The sequence below is a fragment of the Methylomonas sp. LW13 genome (assembly GCF_016865255.1).
Classification (GTDB): Bacteria; Pseudomonadota; Gammaproteobacteria; order Methylococcales; family Methylomonadaceae; genus Methylomonas.
Map to the genome: position 1 here is coordinate 3,045,467 of NZ_CP033381.1, position 17,989 is coordinate 3,063,455.

The 17,989-nt window shown below is 49.3% G+C and carries 19 protein-coding genes and 1 tRNA gene; 11 read left to right on the forward strand and 9 right to left on the reverse strand.

Features of this window, described 5'->3' with window-relative positions:
• Nucleotides 1–28 precede the first annotated feature (28 nt).
• Together JL719_RS13810 and JL719_RS13815 are read right to left on the reverse strand one after the other, a co-directional pair.
• Nucleotides 29–1,372, reverse strand: coding sequence for a sensor histidine kinase (locus tag JL719_RS13810; RefSeq protein ID WP_033159332.1), 1,344 nt, complete (start codon nucleotides 1,370–1,372; stop codon nucleotides 29–31).
• Nucleotides 1,369–2,034: a response regulator transcription factor gene (locus JL719_RS13815; RefSeq protein WP_033159333.1), complete on the reverse strand. Its 666-nt coding sequence runs from the start codon at nucleotides 2,032–2,034 to the stop codon at nucleotides 1,369–1,371. The genes JL719_RS13810 and JL719_RS13815 overlap by 4 nt, the downstream gene beginning before the upstream one ends.
• A 136-nt stretch (nucleotides 2,035–2,170) precedes the next feature.
• Between JL719_RS13815 and JL719_RS13820 the strand changes: the two genes are divergently transcribed.
• The 6 genes from JL719_RS13820 to lplT all read left to right on the forward strand — a co-directional run bounded on the left by JL719_RS13820 (nucleotide 2,171) and on the right by lplT (nucleotide 9,589).
• The gene (locus JL719_RS13820) at nucleotides 2,171–2,800 is read left to right on the forward strand and encodes a cytochrome b/b6 domain-containing protein (protein WP_033159334.1); all 630 of its coding nucleotides are present in this window, start codon (nucleotides 2,171–2,173) and stop codon (nucleotides 2,798–2,800) included.
• 269 nt (nucleotides 2,801–3,069) lie between these two features.
• Nucleotides 3,070–4,539, forward strand: a complete 1,470-nt coding sequence (locus JL719_RS13825; RefSeq protein ID WP_033159335.1) for a putative Ig domain-containing protein — start codon at nucleotides 3,070–3,072, stop codon at nucleotides 4,537–4,539.
• A gap of 63 nt (nucleotides 4,540–4,602) precedes the next feature.
• Complete coding sequence (locus JL719_RS13830) at nucleotides 4,603–5,223, forward strand: cohesin domain-containing protein (protein ID WP_033159336.1); 621 nt, start codon at nucleotides 4,603–4,605, stop codon at nucleotides 5,221–5,223.
• A gap of 210 nt (nucleotides 5,224–5,433) precedes the next feature.
• Nucleotides 5,434–7,587, forward strand: coding sequence for an AMP-binding protein (locus JL719_RS13835; RefSeq protein WP_033159337.1), 2,154 nt, complete (start codon nucleotides 5,434–5,436; stop codon nucleotides 7,585–7,587).
• Between the two features lie 3 nt (nucleotides 7,588–7,590).
• On the forward strand, nucleotides 7,591–8,364 hold the full coding sequence (locus tag JL719_RS13840) for an NYN domain-containing protein (RefSeq protein ID WP_033159338.1): 774 nt from the start codon (nucleotides 7,591–7,593) through the stop codon (nucleotides 8,362–8,364).
• A 49-nt stretch (nucleotides 8,365–8,413) separates the two neighbouring features.
• Entirely contained in the window at nucleotides 8,414–9,589 is a 1,176-nt protein-coding gene (gene lplT / locus JL719_RS13845) for a lysophospholipid transporter LplT (RefSeq protein WP_033159339.1), read from the forward strand.
• On the opposite strand, the gene JL719_RS13850 is transcribed toward lplT, so the two are convergent.
• On the reverse strand, nucleotides 9,528–10,157 hold the full coding sequence (locus JL719_RS13850; protein WP_033159340.1) for a TetR/AcrR family transcriptional regulator: 630 nt from the start codon (nucleotides 10,155–10,157) through the stop codon (nucleotides 9,528–9,530). The genes lplT and JL719_RS13850 overlap by 62 nt on opposite strands.
• 68 nt (nucleotides 10,158–10,225) lie before the next feature.
• Between JL719_RS13850 and JL719_RS13855 the strand changes: the two genes are divergently transcribed.
• Nucleotides 10,226–10,729 (forward strand): NUDIX hydrolase, encoded by a 504-nt coding sequence (locus tag JL719_RS13855; RefSeq protein WP_033159341.1) that lies wholly within the window; start codon nucleotides 10,226–10,228, stop codon nucleotides 10,727–10,729.
• Nucleotides 10,730–10,798: 69 nt separating this feature from the next.
• Here JL719_RS13855 and JL719_RS13860 read toward each other — a convergent pair.
• Nucleotides 10,799–10,875, reverse strand: a tRNA-Asp gene (locus JL719_RS13860).
• 64 nt (nucleotides 10,876–10,939) lie between these two features.
• Here JL719_RS13860 and JL719_RS13865 point away from each other — a divergent pair.
• Nucleotides 10,940–11,599, forward strand: coding sequence for a class I SAM-dependent methyltransferase (locus JL719_RS13865; protein WP_033159342.1), 660 nt, complete (start codon nucleotides 10,940–10,942; stop codon nucleotides 11,597–11,599).
• Here the strand turns inward: JL719_RS13865 and dmeF are convergent.
• Nucleotides 11,562–12,581 carry a CDF family Co(II)/Ni(II) efflux transporter DmeF gene (gene dmeF, locus JL719_RS13870; protein ID WP_033159343.1) on the reverse strand — a complete coding sequence of 340 codons (1,020 nt, stop codon included), beginning with the start codon at nucleotides 12,579–12,581 and terminating at the stop codon, nucleotides 11,562–11,564. The two genes, JL719_RS13865 and dmeF, sit on opposite strands and share 38 nt — an antisense overlap.
• Before the next feature lie 160 nt (nucleotides 12,582–12,741).
• On the opposite strand from dmeF, the gene xseA reads away from it, so the two are divergent.
• The 3 genes from xseA (at nucleotide 12,742) to JL719_RS13885 (ending at nucleotide 15,173) form a co-directional block, all read left to right on the forward strand.
• Nucleotides 12,742–14,085 carry an exodeoxyribonuclease VII large subunit gene (gene xseA, locus JL719_RS13875; RefSeq protein WP_033159344.1) on the forward strand — a complete coding sequence of 448 codons (1,344 nt, stop codon included), beginning with the start codon at nucleotides 12,742–12,744 and terminating at the stop codon, nucleotides 14,083–14,085.
• A 114-nt stretch (nucleotides 14,086–14,199) separates the two neighbouring features.
• Nucleotides 14,200–14,604: a bacteriohemerythrin gene (locus JL719_RS13880; RefSeq protein ID WP_051670515.1), complete on the forward strand. Its 405-nt coding sequence runs from the start codon at nucleotides 14,200–14,202 to the stop codon at nucleotides 14,602–14,604.
• Nucleotides 14,601–15,173, forward strand: a complete 573-nt coding sequence (locus JL719_RS13885; RefSeq protein WP_033159345.1) for an alpha-ketoglutarate-dependent dioxygenase AlkB family protein — start codon at nucleotides 14,601–14,603, stop codon at nucleotides 15,171–15,173. The genes JL719_RS13880 and JL719_RS13885 overlap by 4 nt, the downstream gene beginning before the upstream one ends.
• Before the next feature lie 28 nt (nucleotides 15,174–15,201).
• Here JL719_RS13885 and nqrM read toward each other — a convergent pair whose 3' ends face one another.
• The 4 genes from nqrM to JL719_RS13905 form a co-directional block, all read right to left on the reverse strand.
• Nucleotides 15,202–15,390 (reverse strand): (Na+)-NQR maturation NqrM, encoded by a 189-nt coding sequence (nqrM, locus tag JL719_RS13890; RefSeq protein WP_033159346.1) that lies wholly within the window; start codon nucleotides 15,388–15,390, stop codon nucleotides 15,202–15,204.
• Nucleotides 15,391–15,478: 88 nt separating this feature from the next.
• Complete coding sequence (gene nqrF / locus JL719_RS13895) at nucleotides 15,479–16,699, reverse strand: NADH:ubiquinone reductase (Na(+)-transporting) subunit F (RefSeq protein WP_033159347.1); 1,221 nt, start codon at nucleotides 16,697–16,699, stop codon at nucleotides 15,479–15,481.
• 10 nt (nucleotides 16,700–16,709) lie between these two features.
• Nucleotides 16,710–17,318, reverse strand: a complete 609-nt coding sequence (nqrE, locus tag JL719_RS13900) for an NADH:ubiquinone reductase (Na(+)-transporting) subunit E (protein ID WP_033159348.1) — start codon at nucleotides 17,316–17,318, stop codon at nucleotides 16,710–16,712.
• Entirely contained in the window at nucleotides 17,318–17,986 is a 669-nt protein-coding gene (locus tag JL719_RS13905; RefSeq protein WP_033159349.1) for an NADH:ubiquinone reductase (Na(+)-transporting) subunit D, read from the reverse strand. The genes nqrE and JL719_RS13905 overlap by 1 nt, the downstream gene beginning before the upstream one ends.
• Between the last annotated feature and the right edge of the window lie 3 nt (nucleotides 17,987–17,989).

The window sequence follows — 17,989 nt, forward strand, 5'->3', positions numbered from 1 at the left end:
CAAACGGTAAATGCAAAAGAAGCGGGAATTATACCGATGCTGCGGCTATCCACCTTGGGAATTGCACACTCACTCGCAAACCGCCCAGTTGCGCGGAACGCATAATCTCCAGCGTACCGCCATAAAATAAGGCGATGTCACGTACAATCGCCAAGCCTAGCCCATGTCCCTGCACTGCTTCGTCCAGCCTTAAACCGCGCTTACTGAGTTGCCGCATGTCCTGCGCCGAACAACCCGGACCGTCGTCTTCGACACTGATAGTAATGCCGGCACCATGTTCAACCGAGACTAGAACCTGCTTGTCAGCCCATTTGCAGGCGTTATCCAACAAATTACCGGTCAGCTCCAGCATGTCTTCCCGATCAAAATTGATTAACTGATCGGGAGCATTGACTTGGATCGCTAAGTTTTTCTCGGCATAGACATTTTGCAACAGCATGACTAAAGCAGTGAGTTCTTGCTGTGGATTAAACACGCTGGCGGTTTGCATATTACCGGAGATACGGGCGCGTTTTAATTCTCGCTCGATGCGCTCATGGATCGCTTGAGTTTGCTGTTGCAGCAGATCGCGCAGCTCGGCATGACCATCGAGTTGCGAATTTTCAGTCAGTCGAAACAGCATCGCCAACGGCGTTTTCAGCGCATGCGCCAAATTGCCAATCGCGGTGCGAGACTGGTGCAAGCGCCTTTCAACCAACACCAACAAGCGATTGACTTCCGCAACCAAGGGTTTGATTTCCGCCGGCACTCTGGCTTGGATCTGTGACTGACGGCCGTAGGCAATCTCGGCCAGTTCGTCGCGCGCCGCCTGCAACGGTTTCAGCGATCTGCGTACATCGTTACTTTGCAGGGCGATTGCGATCAAAAGCACCATGGCCGTCAGTACCAGATAGGCAAGCCGGATGTGGTCTATGTCATGGCCAATATCGCTTAAATCCTCGGCGATGCTAATGGTGATCGCATGACCAAATCGCTCGAAACCTCGACTCAAAACCAGTAAAGGTTGGTGATGCGGTCCATCAGGAAAATGGAATTGCCTGGCGGTATTGGCCGGCTCGGTAGTAAAAGGCAAAACGTCGTCTTGCAGCGAACTTGAATAATAGGTTTTTCCGTCAAGCTGGATCACAAAGTAGTGACCCGAATAGGCTTGGCCGTAAACCGTGCCGGCATGCGAGCTATCGAAAATCAGTTGTCCTTCCGCGTTAAGCGTCAAGGTATCCAGCAACGAATCGCCATCGTGCTGTAAGCGGGTCAGCATTTGTTTTTCCGCCACAGAGCGAATCACCCAATCTGCTGCCAACCAGTGTCCGGCAAACACCATACTCAGGATAATGATCAGGCCGCGGTTAAGACGCTGGCGCAATGAGATCACAGCTTGTCACCGAAGATGTAGCCTTGCCCACGCCGGGTAGCGATCAAATCCTTACCCAATTTACGCCGTAACCGATTGATATACACTTCGATAACGTTGCTGGCCGGGTCACCGTCACATTCGTAGACGTGCTCAAGTAAATGGGTTTTGGTAAGCAACTTGCCGGGATGCAGCATGAAATAGCGCAGCAAACGAAATTCGATTGCCGTCAGCTCGACATGCTCAGCACCATCAACGCTGACGGTTTGCCTGTCTTCATCCAAGGCCACGCCGCAACCACACAGTTGCGGCTGCATCATCCCGTGCATGCGCTTTAACAGGGCCTGGATGCGTGCCTGTAACTCCTCGATATGAAACGGTTTGCCTAGATAGTCGTCGGCACCCACTTTGAAGCCGTCGACTTTTTCATGCCAGGCGTCCCTGGCCGTCAGCACAATGACCGGCACATGATTACCCGCTTGGCGCCATCGTCGCAGCACTTCCAGTCCGGGCATTTTCGGCAAGCCTAAATCCAGGATGACAATATCGTAGGATTCAGTCATGCCCAAAAATTCGCCATTCTCGCCATCCATGGCCAAATCGACCGCAAACCCGGCTCTTTCCAGATCGGCTTTTAAAGATCGGGACAGGCCTGGATCGTCTTCTACCAGCAATAGTCGCATAGTTGAGTCATAACAATGGTTGGTTTCAAAGATTTACTCGGAGTAAGGGTATTTTAACCCCGAACTTTTAAGATTGGATTTATCTCGGTTTCCTACACTAGCTACATCTGCAACTAAGCATGCCGAGGTAAACCACATGAATAACCAACACACCGTAGCGGTCTGGGACATTTTTATCCGTATTTTTCACTGGTCGCTGGTCGTTGCCTTTACTGTGGCCTATTTCACCAGCGAGGAAGAAAACGCTTGGCATATTTACGCCGGTTACACGGTTTTGGGTCTGATTATCTTCCGCATTCTGTGGGGAATCATCGGCAGCCGCCATGCCAGATTTAGCGACTTTGTCCGTTCTCCCGGAACTGTTCACCGCTATATTCGCGAACTGCGCGCTGGCTCCGCGAAACAGTATGTCGGCCACAATCCTTTGGGCGGCTGGATGGTCATGGCATTGCTCTCAACGCTGCTGGTTGTGACGGTCAGCGGCTTAAAAGTATATGCGATAGAAGAAGGCCGAGGTCCGCTGGCTGCCAATCCAACAACACTAACTTTGATTAGCGCTGCCCATGCGGAAGAAAACGACGAAGAGGATGGAAAAGCAGAAACGCAAAGCCAAGATGAAGAATTTTGGGAGGAAATTCATGAAGGGGCAACCAATTTTATGCTGGTCCTAATTGCCTTACACGTAGTGGGCGTCTTTGTTTCTGGTAGAGCGCACAACGAACACTTAATCAAAGCTATGCTAACCGGAAAGAAATCAATTAAATGACACTAAAAATGTGAGATTTCCCACAATTTTAATTTTGAATTCATTTTCCATTGTTATAAGTCCCGCGACTTTTAGTTGTCTAAATATGTCGAAATCGACTTTTGAGTTTAGGCAACTGACTACGTGCCTTGCGGTAAGACTTCTTAGCTTTTTGACTTAGTCAGGCTTTATCTCGGCCTATCAAAATCAGGAGGTCGTCGGTTCACCCCGCCAAGTTTCATTGTTAGTTAAAGTCAATTGACACACCACAAACCTACAGGGAACACTCAATGAAACAGATGACATTCTTACTGCCATTGCTGGCGCTCGGCTCTATTGCCGAGGCAAGCGACATCAGGGGCGGGCTGGGCAACTTTGACGCACTGAATCACACCGGCGGTCCGGTCTACGGCATAGAAATAGAACTCGACGATACAAACAGCAAAGATGTAGTCAGCACCTACCCAGGTAATCATTACGGTTACGGAAAAATACGGGAAGACCTCAGCGACCCGGCGCACCCCAAAACCTTCGTACGTTACGAAAAAGACGGTGCCTTCACCAATCCCTATCCAATCGGCAGTACCTTGTATTGCTACGATTTAAGCAAAAATGTCGGCTGCGAACATTTTGGGGTGCACTTTGCCTACTCCGCCACCACGCCTTATAGCGCGGTCAAATACAACTGGCTGGTCAAGGATGGCAGCGGCAAACTGTTTGTTGGCCCCGCGCTGCAGTTGAATACACCGGTATTCGACTACACCCCACCGACCACTGACTTCCCTGCTCAAGTCGTGGCAACCATGCCGGCTCCGGTTGTTCCGCAAAGCGTCGTAAAAGAATTTGGCGAACCCAGTTGGGTGAAGGTTATTAAAACTAAAACTCACAACGCTCGGGTTTTGGCCTTAGGCGCACTGATCAGTGATGATCATGACCACGACGGTCTAGCAGACTGGACCAATGGCGAGCCGGACGAAGTCGAATCTGAATGGTATTTGCTGCAATCCCACAATGGTGTCAGCAACGCCAAATCCGAATTGCGTGGCGGCAGCGACAGCATGGGCAACAACGCCGAAGAAGTCGTCACCCGCCGTTATGAGTTTTATGCCTATGGCGGTCCCGCCGCGTCCATTGATGGCGAAAAGGGTGAAGCCATGTGCGATGCGGTCGGAACGGATAATCTGCACGGCGACGGCGTAGTGGAAGTAACCGATGCCAACGGCGGCTCTCATGAATTCGATTGTTCGACTGCGGAAATCGTCGGCGCCTATCAAGGTTCGCAAATGACGGAATTCGTGGCTATCTCGCCCTTCGCAATGGTCGATGCGCTGCAAAACGGCAATGTCAACGAAGTGTTTCCGGAGCGGCCCACCGTTAGTGGCGGCAACACCCCTTACGTGGTCAACGTCAGCGCCGGCGCATTACCAAACGGCTTGACTCTTGCGCAAGACACAGGCCTGTTATCAGGCGTGCCTTCCAAGGTAGGCATTTTCAACTTTACCGTCTCAGCAAACGATGCCGATAACACCAGCGCATCTAAAGCTTTTACCGTGAAAGTAACAGGCCCCGGCGATACGGATCGCGATAACGACATCGACATGAACGATTTGAACGCCATCAAAGCCAAATACGGCAAAGTGGTAGCAGCCAACGACCCCGCTGATCTGAATGGCGATTTGCGAGTCAATATTATCGATTACAGAAAGGCAGCTTCGCTTTGTACTTTGCCGCAATGTGCCGTGGTCAACCCTGCGCCCTAGCCCATTTTTTGAATCAGTTTGCCGGAGCGATTGGCTCCGGTTTCCAGCCCTACGGAATATTTTATGAACAAACATTTACTTACCAAACTACTTGCGCTGGCATTCGTCGGGTTTTTCCAGACCACCGAAGCGGCCACCCTTAATCTTAAATTTTCTGACGACACGAATATCCGCTCATTCGCTAAAGGCTCTATTTTCGATGTGAATATTTATATTAATAACGTTGCTGATTTGGCGGGCTTCGATTTCGATCTGACCTACAACAGCACCAATCTATCGGCGCAATTGCTAAGCAGTGGCAGTATTTTTGGCACTGACACCGAAAGTCTGGCGAACAGCATTACCCCAGGCTCGGGCGCAACCTTGGGGAAAATTCATTTTGCCGAAATGCTGTCGGGCAGCGTCGCAACCGGTTTAAATATCTCTGAGCCCACCTTGCTGGGCACCGTCAAATTTCAAGCGCTCAATGTCAGCGCGGGGAATGCCTTAAGCATAATCCCCGACCCGATCTATACGCCGGCACAACTACTATTTCTCTCCGATGGTAGCGGGCCCGCCACAACCATCACAGGCGCTACTGTCCACGTCACTGCCGCACCAGCCGCTGTTCCGTTGCCTGCCTCTGTCTTCTTGTTTGTTCCGGCGCTGTTAGGCGTATTCGGCTTTGGGAAAAAACCAATTTAAAAGCCATAAAGCAGTTCGCCGGGTTATCGCACCGATTTTGTCCGTCGACGGACAAGGTGGTAGCAATGTCAAAAGCCATCCCTTGGGGATGGCTTTTTCGTTTTTAGGAGGCAAAGGGAAAATTAAATTGAACAACGTTTAGTTTATCGTTATAGTGCCTTCCGGCAAATCGCAATCTGTCTGCTAATATGCGCTTACGGGAGGAATATCATGTTAAAAATTGTTTTACGCTGGCTGTTGACGCTAGTCTATCGAGTCAAGGTCCACGGGCTGGAAAATTACGCTAAAGCCGGCAACCGCGTGTTGATCGTCGCCAACCACACTTCATTTCTCGATCCTTTGCTGCTGGGCGTGTTTTTGCCGGACGACATCACCTTTGCGATCAATACCCAAATCTCTGAACGCTGGTGGCTAAAGCCATTTTTGCGTTTATCCAAAGTGTTTCCGATGGATCCAACGCACCCCTTGTCTTTAAAGGCGTTGATTCATCATTTGCAAAGCGATACCAAAACCGTGATTTTTCCGGAAGGCCGGATCACCGTGACCGGCTCCTTGATGAAAATCTACGACGGCACCGGCATGGTTGCCGATAAATCGGGGGCAACCTTGTTGCCGATTCGCATCGACGGCGCTGAATACAGCCGCTTTTCCAAGCTGGGCAGCGTGCGTCAACACTGGTTTCCGCGCATCACCATTCATATTCAGCCGCCAGCCTTGATCGAGACTCACGGCGATGTGACCGGCAAAGCCCGCCGCAAGCATAGCGGCCACATCCTGGCTGACATCATGACGGAAATGATGTTTGCCACCAGCCATTATCAACAAACCATCTTTGCGGCCTTATTGGAAGCTCGGGCTTTACATGGCGGGCGTTACACCGTTGCTGAGGATCTGGAACGCAAGCCACTAAGCTACGACGCACTGATCACCCGCAGCATCATCGTAGGCAAACTAGTCAAAACCCTCACGCAAACCGGCGAGAATGTCGGCGTGTTGCTGCCCAATAGCTGTAAGACGCTGAACGTGGTACTGGGTTTACAGATTTATCAGCGGGTACCGGCGATGCTGAATTATTCAATCGGCGCCGCCGGCATGGCCGCCGCTTGCCGCACCGGACAAATCAAACTTGTGCTGACTTCGCGCAAATTCATTGAATTAGCGAAACTGGGAGACGAAGCCGCAACGCTGGCACAACACGTCAAATTAATTTATTTGGAAGACTTGGCGACATCACTAACAAGTGTCGACAAAATCATCGGCTTGCTACAGGCTAAAACCGCAAGATTTTGGTACAAAAGCCAGGACTACGATGCTGACGATGCGGCCGTCGTACTGTTTACTTCAGGTTCGGAAGGCTTACCGAAAGGCGTGGTGTTGTCGCATGCCAATATCCTGGCCAATCATAAACAAATCAGAGCGCGCATTGATTTCGGACCGGGGGATGTGGTGTTGAATTTTCTGCCGATGTTCCATTCCTTCGGCTTCACGGTCGGCACGATGATGCCGATATTGAACGGCATGACCAGCTTTTTTTACCCGTCGCCACTGCATTATGCGGTGATTCCGGAGATGGCATACGAGGTAGGCGCGACCATCATGTTCGGCACCAATACCTTTTTGGCGGCATATGCCAAAAAAGCCCATCCTTACGATTTTTACTCATTGCGTTACGTGGTAGCCGGCGCCGAAAAATTGCAAGAAACCACCCGCACCACTTGGTTGGATAAATTCGGTATCCGTATCTTGGAAGGTTACGGCGCCACGGAAACCTCGCCGGTAACCTCGGTAAACACGCCGATGGACTACAAGGCTGGAAGCGTCGGCCGCTTCATGCCCGATATGTTGCATAAATTGGAACCGGTGCCTGGCATTGAGAACGCCGGTAAATTGCATGTTGCCGGCCCCAACATTATGAAAGGTTATCTACTGCCGGACAATCCCGGAGTTTTGGTACCGCCTTGCTCCGCTGCTTTCGGCGAAGGTTGGTACGATACCGGCGACATCGTGCATGTCGACGAGGAAGGCTTTATTCACATTCAAGGCCGCAGCAAGCGCTTTGCGAAAATTGGCGGCGAAATGGTCTCGCTGACTGCGGTGGAACAATTGGCTATCCACGCTTGGCCGGAAGCGCAGCATGTGGTGGTCAGTTTGCCCGATCCAAAAAAAGGCGAACAACTGGTATTGTTGACCACGCGCCGCGACGCCAACGCGAAACAGTTGGCCGAAGCCTCCACCGGCGTCGCCACCATCAATTTACCCAAAAAAGTGTTTGTGCTCGATAAACTGCCGGTATTGGCGACCGGAAAAACCGATTATCCTGGTGCGACAGCCTTAGCAGCCGAATTACTGATGTCGGACCAATAAAATATGTTCAACGCTGAAAAGAGACTCGCTGTTTTGATTGACGCTGAAAATACTCGTCTGGCTTCTCTTGAAGCAATTATTACTGAACTCTCAAAATACGGATATATCGTCGTAAAAAGGGCATATGGTGATTGGGCCTGTCCAGCGCTAAAAAATTGGAAAGAGCCTCTAAACGAGTTGGCAATTCAACCAATACAACAGTTTTCTTATACTCAAGGTAAAAACTCATCCGACGCTGCTTTAATTATCGACGCAATGGATTTGTTATATTCTAATAAATTCAATGCTTTTGCACTTATTTCAAGTGATAGTGACTTCACTCGACTAGCAACCCGTTTAAAGGAATCACAACTTCACGTTTATGGTGTTGGAGAAAGAAAAACCCCTATGGCGTTTCGAAATGCCTGCGATGACTTCATCTACATTGACGTTTTAACCACTTTGGACACTGATGATGAAGACAGAGATTTAGATAAAAACCAACAGGTGATAAAAACACAATGGACAAGGCAGCAACTGTGTATGGATACAAAGTTAATTAATATGCTTAGAAACGCAGCTAAGGAATGTTCAAACGAAAATGGATGGGCACTTTTAGGTCTAGCTGGAAGTTTAATAAAACGCCAATTTCCAGATTTTGATCCTAGAAATTATGGCTACATAAAACTTTCAAGTCTAATTGACGCCACTGCTCTGTTTGAAATAACGCATGAAAAAATGAAGGGTACTAACGCAACCAGGATGTCCTATCGCGACAAGAGGCTACAAAAAATCTGACCACTTTTCCGATAAGAGTATAAATTTTTCAAGCTAGGGACCATTTCGAATGAGCAAACACATCTATCCCCTTTTAATCGCGCAATTCCTCTCGGCATTTGCCGACAACGCCATATTGTTTACAGTCATCGCCATGGTGATGCAGGATGCGCACCCGGTTAGTTGGTACGTGCCGGCACTACAAAGCGTGTTTCTGGTGGCATTCGTAGTGTTGGCGCCCTGGGTGGGTGGGTTTGCCGACAGCCATGCTAAATCGCGGGTGTTGATTGTCGCCAATCTGATCAAGGCTTGCGGTGCCGGCTTATTGTTATTTAAAGTCGAACCACTGTTAGCTTATTGTGTAGTGGGAGTCGGCGCTGCGTTGTACAGCCCAGCCAAGTATGGGATTTTACCGGAACTGGCAGGACATGACGGCTTGGTGAAAGCCAATAGCTGGATAGAAGGATCGACTATTCTGGCGATATTGACCGGCATGGTGGTGGGCGCCAAGCTGGCCGATCATTCCACCACTTGGGCCTTGCTTGTAACAATATTATTGTTTTTGATTTCTGCTGCCACCACCTTATTCTTGCCGATAGGCTTACGTAAAGCGCCACCGTCCGGCTCGAAAATCAGGCTGTTCTACTTGGAAGTTAAAACATTTCTGGCAATGCCACGCTCACGCTTCGCGGTGCTGGGCGCATCCCTTTTTTGGGCAGCAGCAGCCAGTGTGCGGGTGATTATCATCGCCTGGGCGCCGTTGGTGTTAATGACGCATAACGCCAGCGATATTGCCAATCTCACGCTATTTTTGGCTATCGGTATCATCGCCGGTTCAGTCCTGGTCCCACGCTTGATTCCGCTGGAACATTTGCGCCGCGCCCGCATCCCGGCCTATCTGATGAGCATCTTCATCATCGCCCTGAGTTTCACGGAAGCAGTCTGGCCGGCGCGTTTTGTGTTGTTTTTAATGGGTATGGCAGGCGGCATGTTTATCGTCCCAATAAACGCTGCTTTACAGGAGATCGGCCAACAAAGCATAGGCAGCGGCGGTGCGGTAGCGATGCAGAATTTTTTCCAGAATGTAGCAATGCTATTGTCGGTCGGCGGCTACACCCTGGCGGCGGCCGAACAAGTAACGCCGATTACAGCACTAATCGGCTTGGGCTTGCTACTACTGGCGGCTACTTTTCTGGTGGTTTGGCATTTACCTGAAGTGGAGCAAGCGCCTTCCAGCCTTGAATAAAGGTTTGCACCAACAAATCCACGCTTAACTTGGATGCTGCAATGTCGCTGACTTGCGGTTTGGCGGTTAGCGACAAAATACAGATGCCATGCACGCCGCTCCACAAAGTTCTGGCTGCCAGCCGGCTATGTTCCGCGGAGCTGCCGGGTGTAAGCTGGATAAACAACACCTCGACAATCGCAAACATCTGCTCCACCTTTTGTAGATACCAGTCAGGCTGAGGCTCCTCGCTCTGAATATCGAAGATCATTCGCCAGCGATTGAAATGCTGGGCGGCAAAATTTAGATAAGTTTCCGCCAAGATCAGAATATTTTCCTCGACACTGGCGGACGGTTCACAGTGAAGCAATTGTTTAGCCAACTCATCCAATGTGCGGCCTTTGACGTGGGTCAGCAAATCGTTCATATTGGCAAATACCATATAAATGCTGCCCACGGTATAGCCGATTTCCATCGCGATTTTGCGCACGGTCAGAGCGCTATAGCCGTCCTCTATAACGATGGTTTCTGCGGCGACCAGCACCATTTCCTTGATTTGTTCCTGACTATGTTCGCTTCTTCTTGCCATATGTTCTCTGCGACATGCACTAAAAACAGCTACCATACACGACCTTGCCTCAGGAATCGATAGTTTACATGCACAACGAACTTCTCGATGTCGTCGATAACGACGATACAGTGATTGCCCAACAACCCAGGTCGGTGATTCACGCCAACAGCCTGCGCCACCGGGCCGTGCATATTCTGGTTTTCAACGATGCTGGCCAGTTGTTTCTGCAAAAGCGCTCGATGAAAAAAGATTTGAACAAAGGCTTATGGGATACCTCGGCGGCTGGTCACGTCGACGCCGGCGAAAGCTATGACCGTTGCGCGCCTCGTGAATTAAAGGAGGAATTGGGCATATTTGCCGAAAGCCTGGAGAGTTTATTTAAATTGGAACCTAGCACCGACTTAGGTATGGAATTTATCCAGGTCTATCGGTGTCGGCATAACGGACCATTTAGCTTAGCGGCAGATGAAATCGACGAAGGTTGTTGGGCAGATCCGGATAACCTGGATAAGCGCGTTGCCAAGAACGATCCAACCTTGACGCTGACGTTTAAAATTATCTGGCAACGGTTTAGGAATATTGCAAACTAAAATGCTTGTTAGATACTCATCATCAATGTCACTTAAACGATGAGATTAAAACGCAGATAAAAACGAAAGTGGCGGAGCGGACGGGGCTCGAACCCGCGACCCCCGGCGTGACAGGCCGGTATTCTAACCAACTGAACTACCGCTCCGCAGTAGAGAGCGGCGCATTCTACAGCATATCGCCCAAGCGTCAAGCAAAAGCCCAAATTAATTATGCCGGCACCATCCTGCCCACTCTGTAACAGCCCCGATACCCATCTTTATCACAGCGACGCAAAACGCGATTACACTCAGTGCCGACAGTGCTTACTGGTGTATGTCGCTTGCTCTCAGCACTTATCGCCGAGCCAGGAAAAAGCTATTTACGATCTACATCAAAATACCATTGACGATCCGGGCTACATTGAATTTCTATCCCGCTTGGCAAAACCTTTGCTCAGAAAATTACCGAACAATTCTGTTGGACTTGATTATGGTTGCGGCCCAGGCCCGGCGCTTGCAGAACTGTTCAAGGCGCGTGGGCATCGAGTAAATGTCTACGACCCATTCTATGCGGACTTTCCTGAACACCTGCAAAGAACCTACGACTTTATCGTCTGCACCGAGGTAGTAGAGCATTTTCGCACGCCGAAACGTGAGTTCGACACGCTGTTTAGACTATTAAAACCCGGCGGTTGGCTGGGCATCATGACCAAATTGGTCATAGATGCCGAGGCCTTTGCCAAATGGCATTACAAAAACGATCAAACCCACATCGCTTTTTTCTCGCGACCGACTTTTCATTGGTTAGCGGCGCATTATCATTGCCAAATAGAATTCATCGGCAACGACGCGATTATTCTGCAACGCAATCCTGACCCTTACAACAATTGACTTCCACGGTGATATGGTCGAGCTGCGCGAATTTGCCCAATAGATTCTTGTAATAACTGGGCGATTTTGGCTGCTGCGTGACCAAAACCACGATTGCCGCATAATGATTGGCACTAACGGGCCAAACATGCAGATCGCTGACAAGGCATTCGCCGTCTTCCTCCAGCGCGGTTTGTATCGCGTGGGTGTATTTGGGGTTCATGGTCTGGTCCAGCAATACGGGGCTGGTCTCTTTGATTAAGCCGTAAGCCCAGACCAGAATCACTGTCGCGCCAACAAAACCCATCACCGTATCCAGCCAAACCCAACCGTAATATTTGCCAGCCACCAAGGCGACGATGGCCAATACCGATGTAAGGGCATCGGCCATTACGTGTAGATAGGCCGCTCTTAGGTTGTGATCGTGATGATGGGAGCGCTGAGCTTGATCTTTGTGGCCGTGTTCTTCATGGTCATGGTCATGGTCATGGTCATGGTCATGGTCATGGTCATGGTGAGCATTATGCCCGTGTCCATGGTGGTGATCGTGATGGTCTCGCAATAATAGCGCGCTTAACAGGTTGATCAACAAACCCACTTGCGCGACTAAAATCGCCTCGTCAAAGCGAATTATTTCCGGCATCAGCAACCGCTGCACCGAGTCGGCAATCATTACCAAGGCTACCATCGCCAATGCTATCGAACTGGCAAATCCGCCCAATACACCCACCTTGGCGGGGCTAAATGCGAAGGTTTGATCATTCTGGTGGATACGGCTGTAACGGTAGGCGAAGATTGCGATCATAAAAGCCACCACATGCGTAGCCATATGCCATCCGTCCGCCAACAACGCCATCGAATGAAACTGCATACCAGCGACAATTTCCACAATCATCGTCGCAAACGTCAGAAGCAGCACCCATTTGGTACGCCGCTCGCCTTTGCGATTGATCCGCGCGAAATCGTGCGAATGTTGCCAGTTACTCAATTGATGTTCATGCATCCATAGTTCCTTGTTCGCTAAAGCCGAAATCATTACCTAGGCAGCATTTTAGCGCAGCTTACCTGGAAACACTTCCGCAAAGTAAAAGCCCCTGTTATTTGCGGCAAACCGCCGTAAAATAAGGTTTTCAACCTATTCGCCCTGCACTTTCAAGCATTCGATGAGTAATTCCGAGCAGATCTTCAGCGTATCTCAGCTAAACCGCGAAGCCAAACGCTTGCTGGCCAGCCATTTCTTAACCGTGCAAGTACAAGGCGAGATTTCCAATCTCAGCCTGCCCTCTTCCGGCCATTACTACTTTACCTTGAAAGACGCGCAAGCCCAGATCCGCTGCGCCATGTTCAAAGGACAACAGCAACGACTAAGGTTCAAACCTGCCAACGGCAATCTGGTGATCGCCACCGCGCAAGTCAGTTTGTACGAACCGCGCGGCGATTATCAATTGGTGGTGGAACAATTGGAAGAAGCCGGTGACGGCGCATTGCGTCTGGCTTACGAACGCCTGAAACAAAAGCTATTGCTAGAAGGTTTGTTCGAGCAAAACCGTAAGAAACCGCTGCCGCCACTGCCAACACAAATCGGCGTCATCACCTCGGCCAGTGGCGCAGCGATTCACGATATTCTCAGCGTACTGAAAAGGCGCTTTCCGGCGATCCCGGTGCTGATCTATCCGGTAGCGGTGCAAGGCGAAAGCGCGAAATTCGAGATCAGCGCGGCATTGGCAACAGCCAATAAGCAAGCTCTGGTAGATGTGATCATCCTGGCGCGTGGCGGCGGCTCGCTGGAAGATTTGTGGGCCTTTAACGAAGAAATCGTCGCCAGGGCGATAGCGGCCAGTGGCATTCCGGTGATTTCAGCAATAGGCCACGAGGTAGATTTCAGCATCGCCGATTTCGTCGCTGATTTGCGCGCACCTACACCATCGGTAGCGGCCGAATGTGCGGTGCCGGACCAATCCGCCTGGCTTAATCGCTTTACAGCTATTGAGCGCCAACTAACCCGGCAGATGAAAGATAAATTACAGCAGCAACAGATGCATTTGAGTTGGCTAAATAAAGCCCTACAAACCCAACATCCGGGCGAAAAACTACAACGCAATGCCCAGCGTCTCGACGAATTGGAACAACGCTTGAATCGGGCGACGCGAGCCGGCTTGGGGCTGTGCCGCCAGCGTCTGGTGTTAAACACCCAGCGTCTGAATGGACAGCAACCGTTGGTATCGATTCACGGCTATCGGCAGCAACTTGATTACTTCCAACAACGATTAAGCCGTTCGATGCAAATTAAACTGACGGCATTGAAAAATCGGCAACACGCGATATCACAAACCTTACATGCGATTAGTCCACTGGCAACGCTGGAACGCGGTTATGCTATCGTGCAACGACACGAAAGCTCCCAGCTGGTGAAGTCGGTTAAGCAGTTAGCCAAGCTTGAACTGTTCGACATTAGAATGGCCGATGGGCGCATCGTTAGTCGAGTTGATGAGGTGATACCCGATTAAATCTGGCCTGCGCTTTAATTGCCATCGACAATCATCCATCCGTTTTATCGTCGGCGATTAATAGGCATAAAACATGCTTTAGTGCATTAGTTTACAAATCACACGAGTGTTCAAATGACAATATTCGACAGAACCATACCCCTGAGTGTTGGTTATGCTCACATCGATCATGATCACGGCATCTTTATTGATTTGGTAAATCAATTGGATAAGGCCAATAACACTGACTTTCCGGGCTTGTTTGCGCAATTGTATCAACACACCGAAGAACATTTTGAATCTGAAAATCGGTTAATGGCGCAATTCGGATTTCCGGCGGAAACCGAACACAAAGGCGAACATCAACGGGTTTTGGAAGAATTCAAACAGTTTAAAACCCGGATCGACAAAGGCTTAATTTCCTTTGGTCGTGCTTTTGTCAAGGAGCGTCTGCCGCAATGGTTTTTATTGCACATTACGACAATGGACAGTGCATTAGCGTCACACATTAAAGCACAGCAGGAATTGCAAGACGAATGACGCCCGATAAGGAGCTGAGAATAATAAGAGATTTTTACGACGCCGCCGAAAGCGATGCTATCTATAGGCGTTTGCTCCAGGAACAAAATTGGCCCGACAATTGTTACAGCGTTGCCGGTCGGGAATTTACTTTACCCCGCCTGCAAACCTGGCATGCTGATCCGGGGATAGTTTATAGCTACAGCAATAATCTATTAAAAACTCGGCCCTGGACGCCATTACTATCGGATATAAGGCAAAAAATCGAACAGTTCTTAAACTTTTCGTTTAATTCGGTATTAGTGAATTTATATCGAAACGGCGAGGATTATGTAGGCTGGCATGCGGATAACGAAGCGGAGTTGGGGCCACAGCCTTTTATCGCATCATTGACGCTGGGAGCGACCCGACAATTTGCATTTCGGCATAAAAAAACCGCGGAAAGCGGCAGTATTTTACTGACTAGTGGAATGCTATTGATTATGCAGCCCGATTTTCAACACCACTGGCTGCATAGTATTCCTGTCGATCAGAAGTTGACTCAAGGACGCATAAACTTAACGTTTCGGAGAGTTATCGCTCCGAAGTAGCTTAGTTTATCGCTTTGGGCAAGCAGCCTTAATGTTGTTCCAATGTTTTAGCTTGCTCAGCTTCAAACTTCTTTCTTTTGTCGCATTTCTCACTGCATACGCAATTGCCGGTGCCTCCGCAAGACCCCTTGATGGCATTCCGACCGAAAAGCACACCGACTGCCATGACGGCAATAACGATCAACATAAATAAAAATGTTACTAAAAAATAACCCATTTTTTTCTCCTGTTTTTTCTAATCACTGAAACGAAAAAAGGAGCGATCCGAAAATCGCTCCCTGTGCTTCGCGTCAGATTAATACAACTTAACCGCCGAAATCATCCAACATAATATTTTCAGGATCCACACCATTAGCCAGCAGCATGTTAATCACTGAAGAGTTCATGATTGGCGGCCCGCACATGTAGTATTCACAATCTTCTGGGTTCGGATGTTTCTTGATAAATTCTTCGAACAACACGTTGTGAATGAAGCCGGTATAACCTTTCCAGTTATCTTCAGGTAAAGCATCCGACAAGGCTACATGCCATTCAAAATTGTCGTTTTCTTTGGCCAGCATATCGAAATCTTCAACGTAGAACATTTCGCGTTTGCTACGTGCGCCATACCAGAAAGTCATTTTACGCTTGGATTTCAGTCTGCGTAGTTGATCGAAGATATGCGAACGCATCGGCGCCATACCGGCACCACCACCGATAAAGACCATTTCAGCATCGGTTTCTTTGGCAAAAAACTCGCCGTAAGGACCGGATACGAAGACTTTATCACCTGGTTTCAGATTGAAGATAAAAGACGACATGATGCCTGGCGGAATGCCATCCGGCGCCCCTGGAGGCGGCGTAGCAATCCTGACGTTCAGCATGATTTCCTTTTCTTCAGGATAAGATGCCATTGAGTACGCGCGTAGAGTCGGTTCTTTTACATCCGACACATAGCGCCACAAATTGAATTTATCCCAATCAGGACGGTATTCCTCGGCAACATCCATATCCGCATATTTTGAAATATGGGGCGGGCATTCGATTTGGATATAACCGCCGGCGCGGTAATTGATGGCTTCACCTTCCGGCAATTCCAACACTAGCTCTTTAATGAACGTTGCGACGTTGTCGTTGGACTTAACGGTGCATTCCCATTTCTTAACACCGAATACGCTGTCTTCGACTTCGATATCCATGTTTTGTTTGATGGATACTTGGCAAGCCAGACGTTCGCCGTGTGCGGCTTCCCGTTTGGTGATATGCGATTGCTCGGTTGGCAGAATGTCGCCCCCGCCGCTGTGCACTTTCACTTTACATTGACCACAAGTGCCGCCGCCACCACAAGCTGAGGACACGAACAATTGGTTGTCCGCCAATGCGGTCAACAATTTGGAACCCACCGGTACATGGATTTTCTTTTCGTTATTGATCAGAATTTCCACATCGCCAGAGGCCACCAGTTTACTTTTCGCGCCGATGATCAAAAACACCAGCGCTATCACGATGACCGTGAAGAAAATAACACCTAATGCAATTTCCAGCATTACGATACCCTTATAATTGAATTCCAGAGAAAGCCATGAAGCCCAGAGACATCAAGCCAGCGGTGATAAAAGTGATGCCCAAACCTTGTAATGCAGCAGGAATATCGCTGTATTTCAATTTCTCACGCACACCGGCCATGACGGTAATCGCCAAAGCCCAGCCGAAACCACTGCCTATACCGTATACCACGCTTTCGCCGAAATTGTAGTCACGTTCGATCATGAACAAGCTGCCAGCCAAGATCGCACAGTTCACTGTAATCAGCGGCAGGAAGATACCCAAGGCTTGATATAGAGCCGGAAAGAATTTATCCAGAATCATTTCCAGAATCTGCACGATAGCAGCGATCATACCTATACAGCTCAACAAGCTTAAAAAGCTTAAATCCACACCGGTAATGCCTATCCAAGATAATGCATCTTCTTTCAACAAAGTTTGGTAAATGAAGTTATTGGCAGGCACTGTTAAGGTTTGCACCACCATAACGGCAATACCCAAACCCATGGCTGTGGAGATCTTCTTGGACACCGCCAAGAAGGTACACATACCCAGGAAGAATGACAGCGCCAGGTTTTCAATGAAAACCGCTTTAACAAACAGACTGATACAGGCTTCCATTAGTGATGTCCCCCTTCACCATGAGCAATCGACATGATTTTGAACTCGTTGTGTTCCACCTGTTTGGGTTTCCAGGTACGGAAACCCCAAATGATCAAGCCGATGATGAAAAACGCGCTGGGCGGCAGCAGCATCATGCCGTTCGGTACGTACCAACCGCCATCTTTGACCAAAGGCAGCACATCGAAACCAAGCAGTTTGCCTGAACCCAAAGTTTCTCTGAACAGCGCCACGATAATCAGGATCAAGCTATAGCCCAAACCGTTACCGATACCGTCAACAAAGCTTTGCAGCGGCGGATTTTTCATCGCATAGGCTTCAGCACGTCCCATAACGATACAGTTGGTGATAATCAACCCTACGAATACCGACAGCTTTTTGCTGACATCAAAGGCAAAGGCCTTAAGCAACTGATCGACCACAATAACCAGCGAAGCAATGATGATCATCTGCACGATAATCCGAATGCTGCTCGGTATATGCTCGCGCACCGCACTAATCGCTGCGCTTGAACAGGCAGTAACCGAAGTCAAGGCCAATGCCATGATCAATGAGGTAGACATTTGCGACGTTACCGCCAGCGCCGAACACACACCAAGCACCTGCAAGGTGATGGGGTTGTTATCGACCAACGGTTCGAATAATACTTTTTTAGTTTCTTTATCCATGAT

Coding starts and splice junctions, on each gene's coding strand:
- JL719_RS13865 (WP_033159342.1), top strand. CDS start 10,940: ATGCCGGCACCATCCTGCCCACTCTGTAACAGCCCCGATACCCATCTT.
- JL719_RS13905 (WP_033159349.1), bottom strand. CDS start 17,986: ATGGATAAAGAAACTAAAAAAGTATTATTCGAACCGTTGGTCGATAAC.
- JL719_RS13835 (WP_033159337.1), top strand. CDS start 5,434: ATGTTAAAAATTGTTTTACGCTGGCTGTTGACGCTAGTCTATCGAGTC.
- JL719_RS13850 (WP_033159340.1), bottom strand. CDS start 10,157: ATGGCAAGAAGAAGCGAACATAGTCAGGAACAAATCAAGGAAATGGTG.
- dmeF (WP_033159343.1), bottom strand. CDS start 12,581: ATGCATGAACATCAATTGAGTAACTGGCAACATTCGCACGATTTCGCG.
- JL719_RS13855 (WP_033159341.1), top strand. CDS start 10,226: ATGCACAACGAACTTCTCGATGTCGTCGATAACGACGATACAGTGATT.
- lplT (WP_033159339.1), top strand. CDS start 8,414: ATGAGCAAACACATCTATCCCCTTTTAATCGCGCAATTCCTCTCGGCA.
- nqrM (WP_033159346.1), bottom strand. CDS start 15,390: ATGGGTTATTTTTTAGTAACATTTTTATTTATGTTGATCGTTATTGCC.
- JL719_RS13830 (WP_033159336.1), top strand. CDS start 4,603: ATGAACAAACATTTACTTACCAAACTACTTGCGCTGGCATTCGTCGGG.
- JL719_RS13820 (WP_033159334.1), top strand. CDS start 2,171: ATGAATAACCAACACACCGTAGCGGTCTGGGACATTTTTATCCGTATT.
- JL719_RS13825 (WP_033159335.1), top strand. CDS start 3,070: ATGAAACAGATGACATTCTTACTGCCATTGCTGGCGCTCGGCTCTATT.
- JL719_RS13880 (WP_051670515.1), top strand. CDS start 14,200: ATGACAATATTCGACAGAACCATACCCCTGAGTGTTGGTTATGCTCAC.
- JL719_RS13815 (WP_033159333.1), bottom strand. CDS start 2,034: ATGCGACTATTGCTGGTAGAAGACGATCCAGGCCTGTCCCGATCTTTA.
- JL719_RS13885 (WP_033159345.1), top strand. CDS start 14,601: ATGACGCCCGATAAGGAGCTGAGAATAATAAGAGATTTTTACGACGCC.
- nqrF (WP_033159347.1), bottom strand. CDS start 16,699: ATGCTGGAAATTGCATTAGGTGTTATTTTCTTCACGGTCATCGTGATA.
- JL719_RS13840 (WP_033159338.1), top strand. CDS start 7,591: ATGTTCAACGCTGAAAAGAGACTCGCTGTTTTGATTGACGCTGAAAAT.
- xseA (WP_033159344.1), top strand. CDS start 12,742: ATGAGTAATTCCGAGCAGATCTTCAGCGTATCTCAGCTAAACCGCGAA.
- nqrE (WP_033159348.1), bottom strand. CDS start 17,318: ATGGAAGCCTGTATCAGTCTGTTTGTTAAAGCGGTTTTCATTGAAAAC.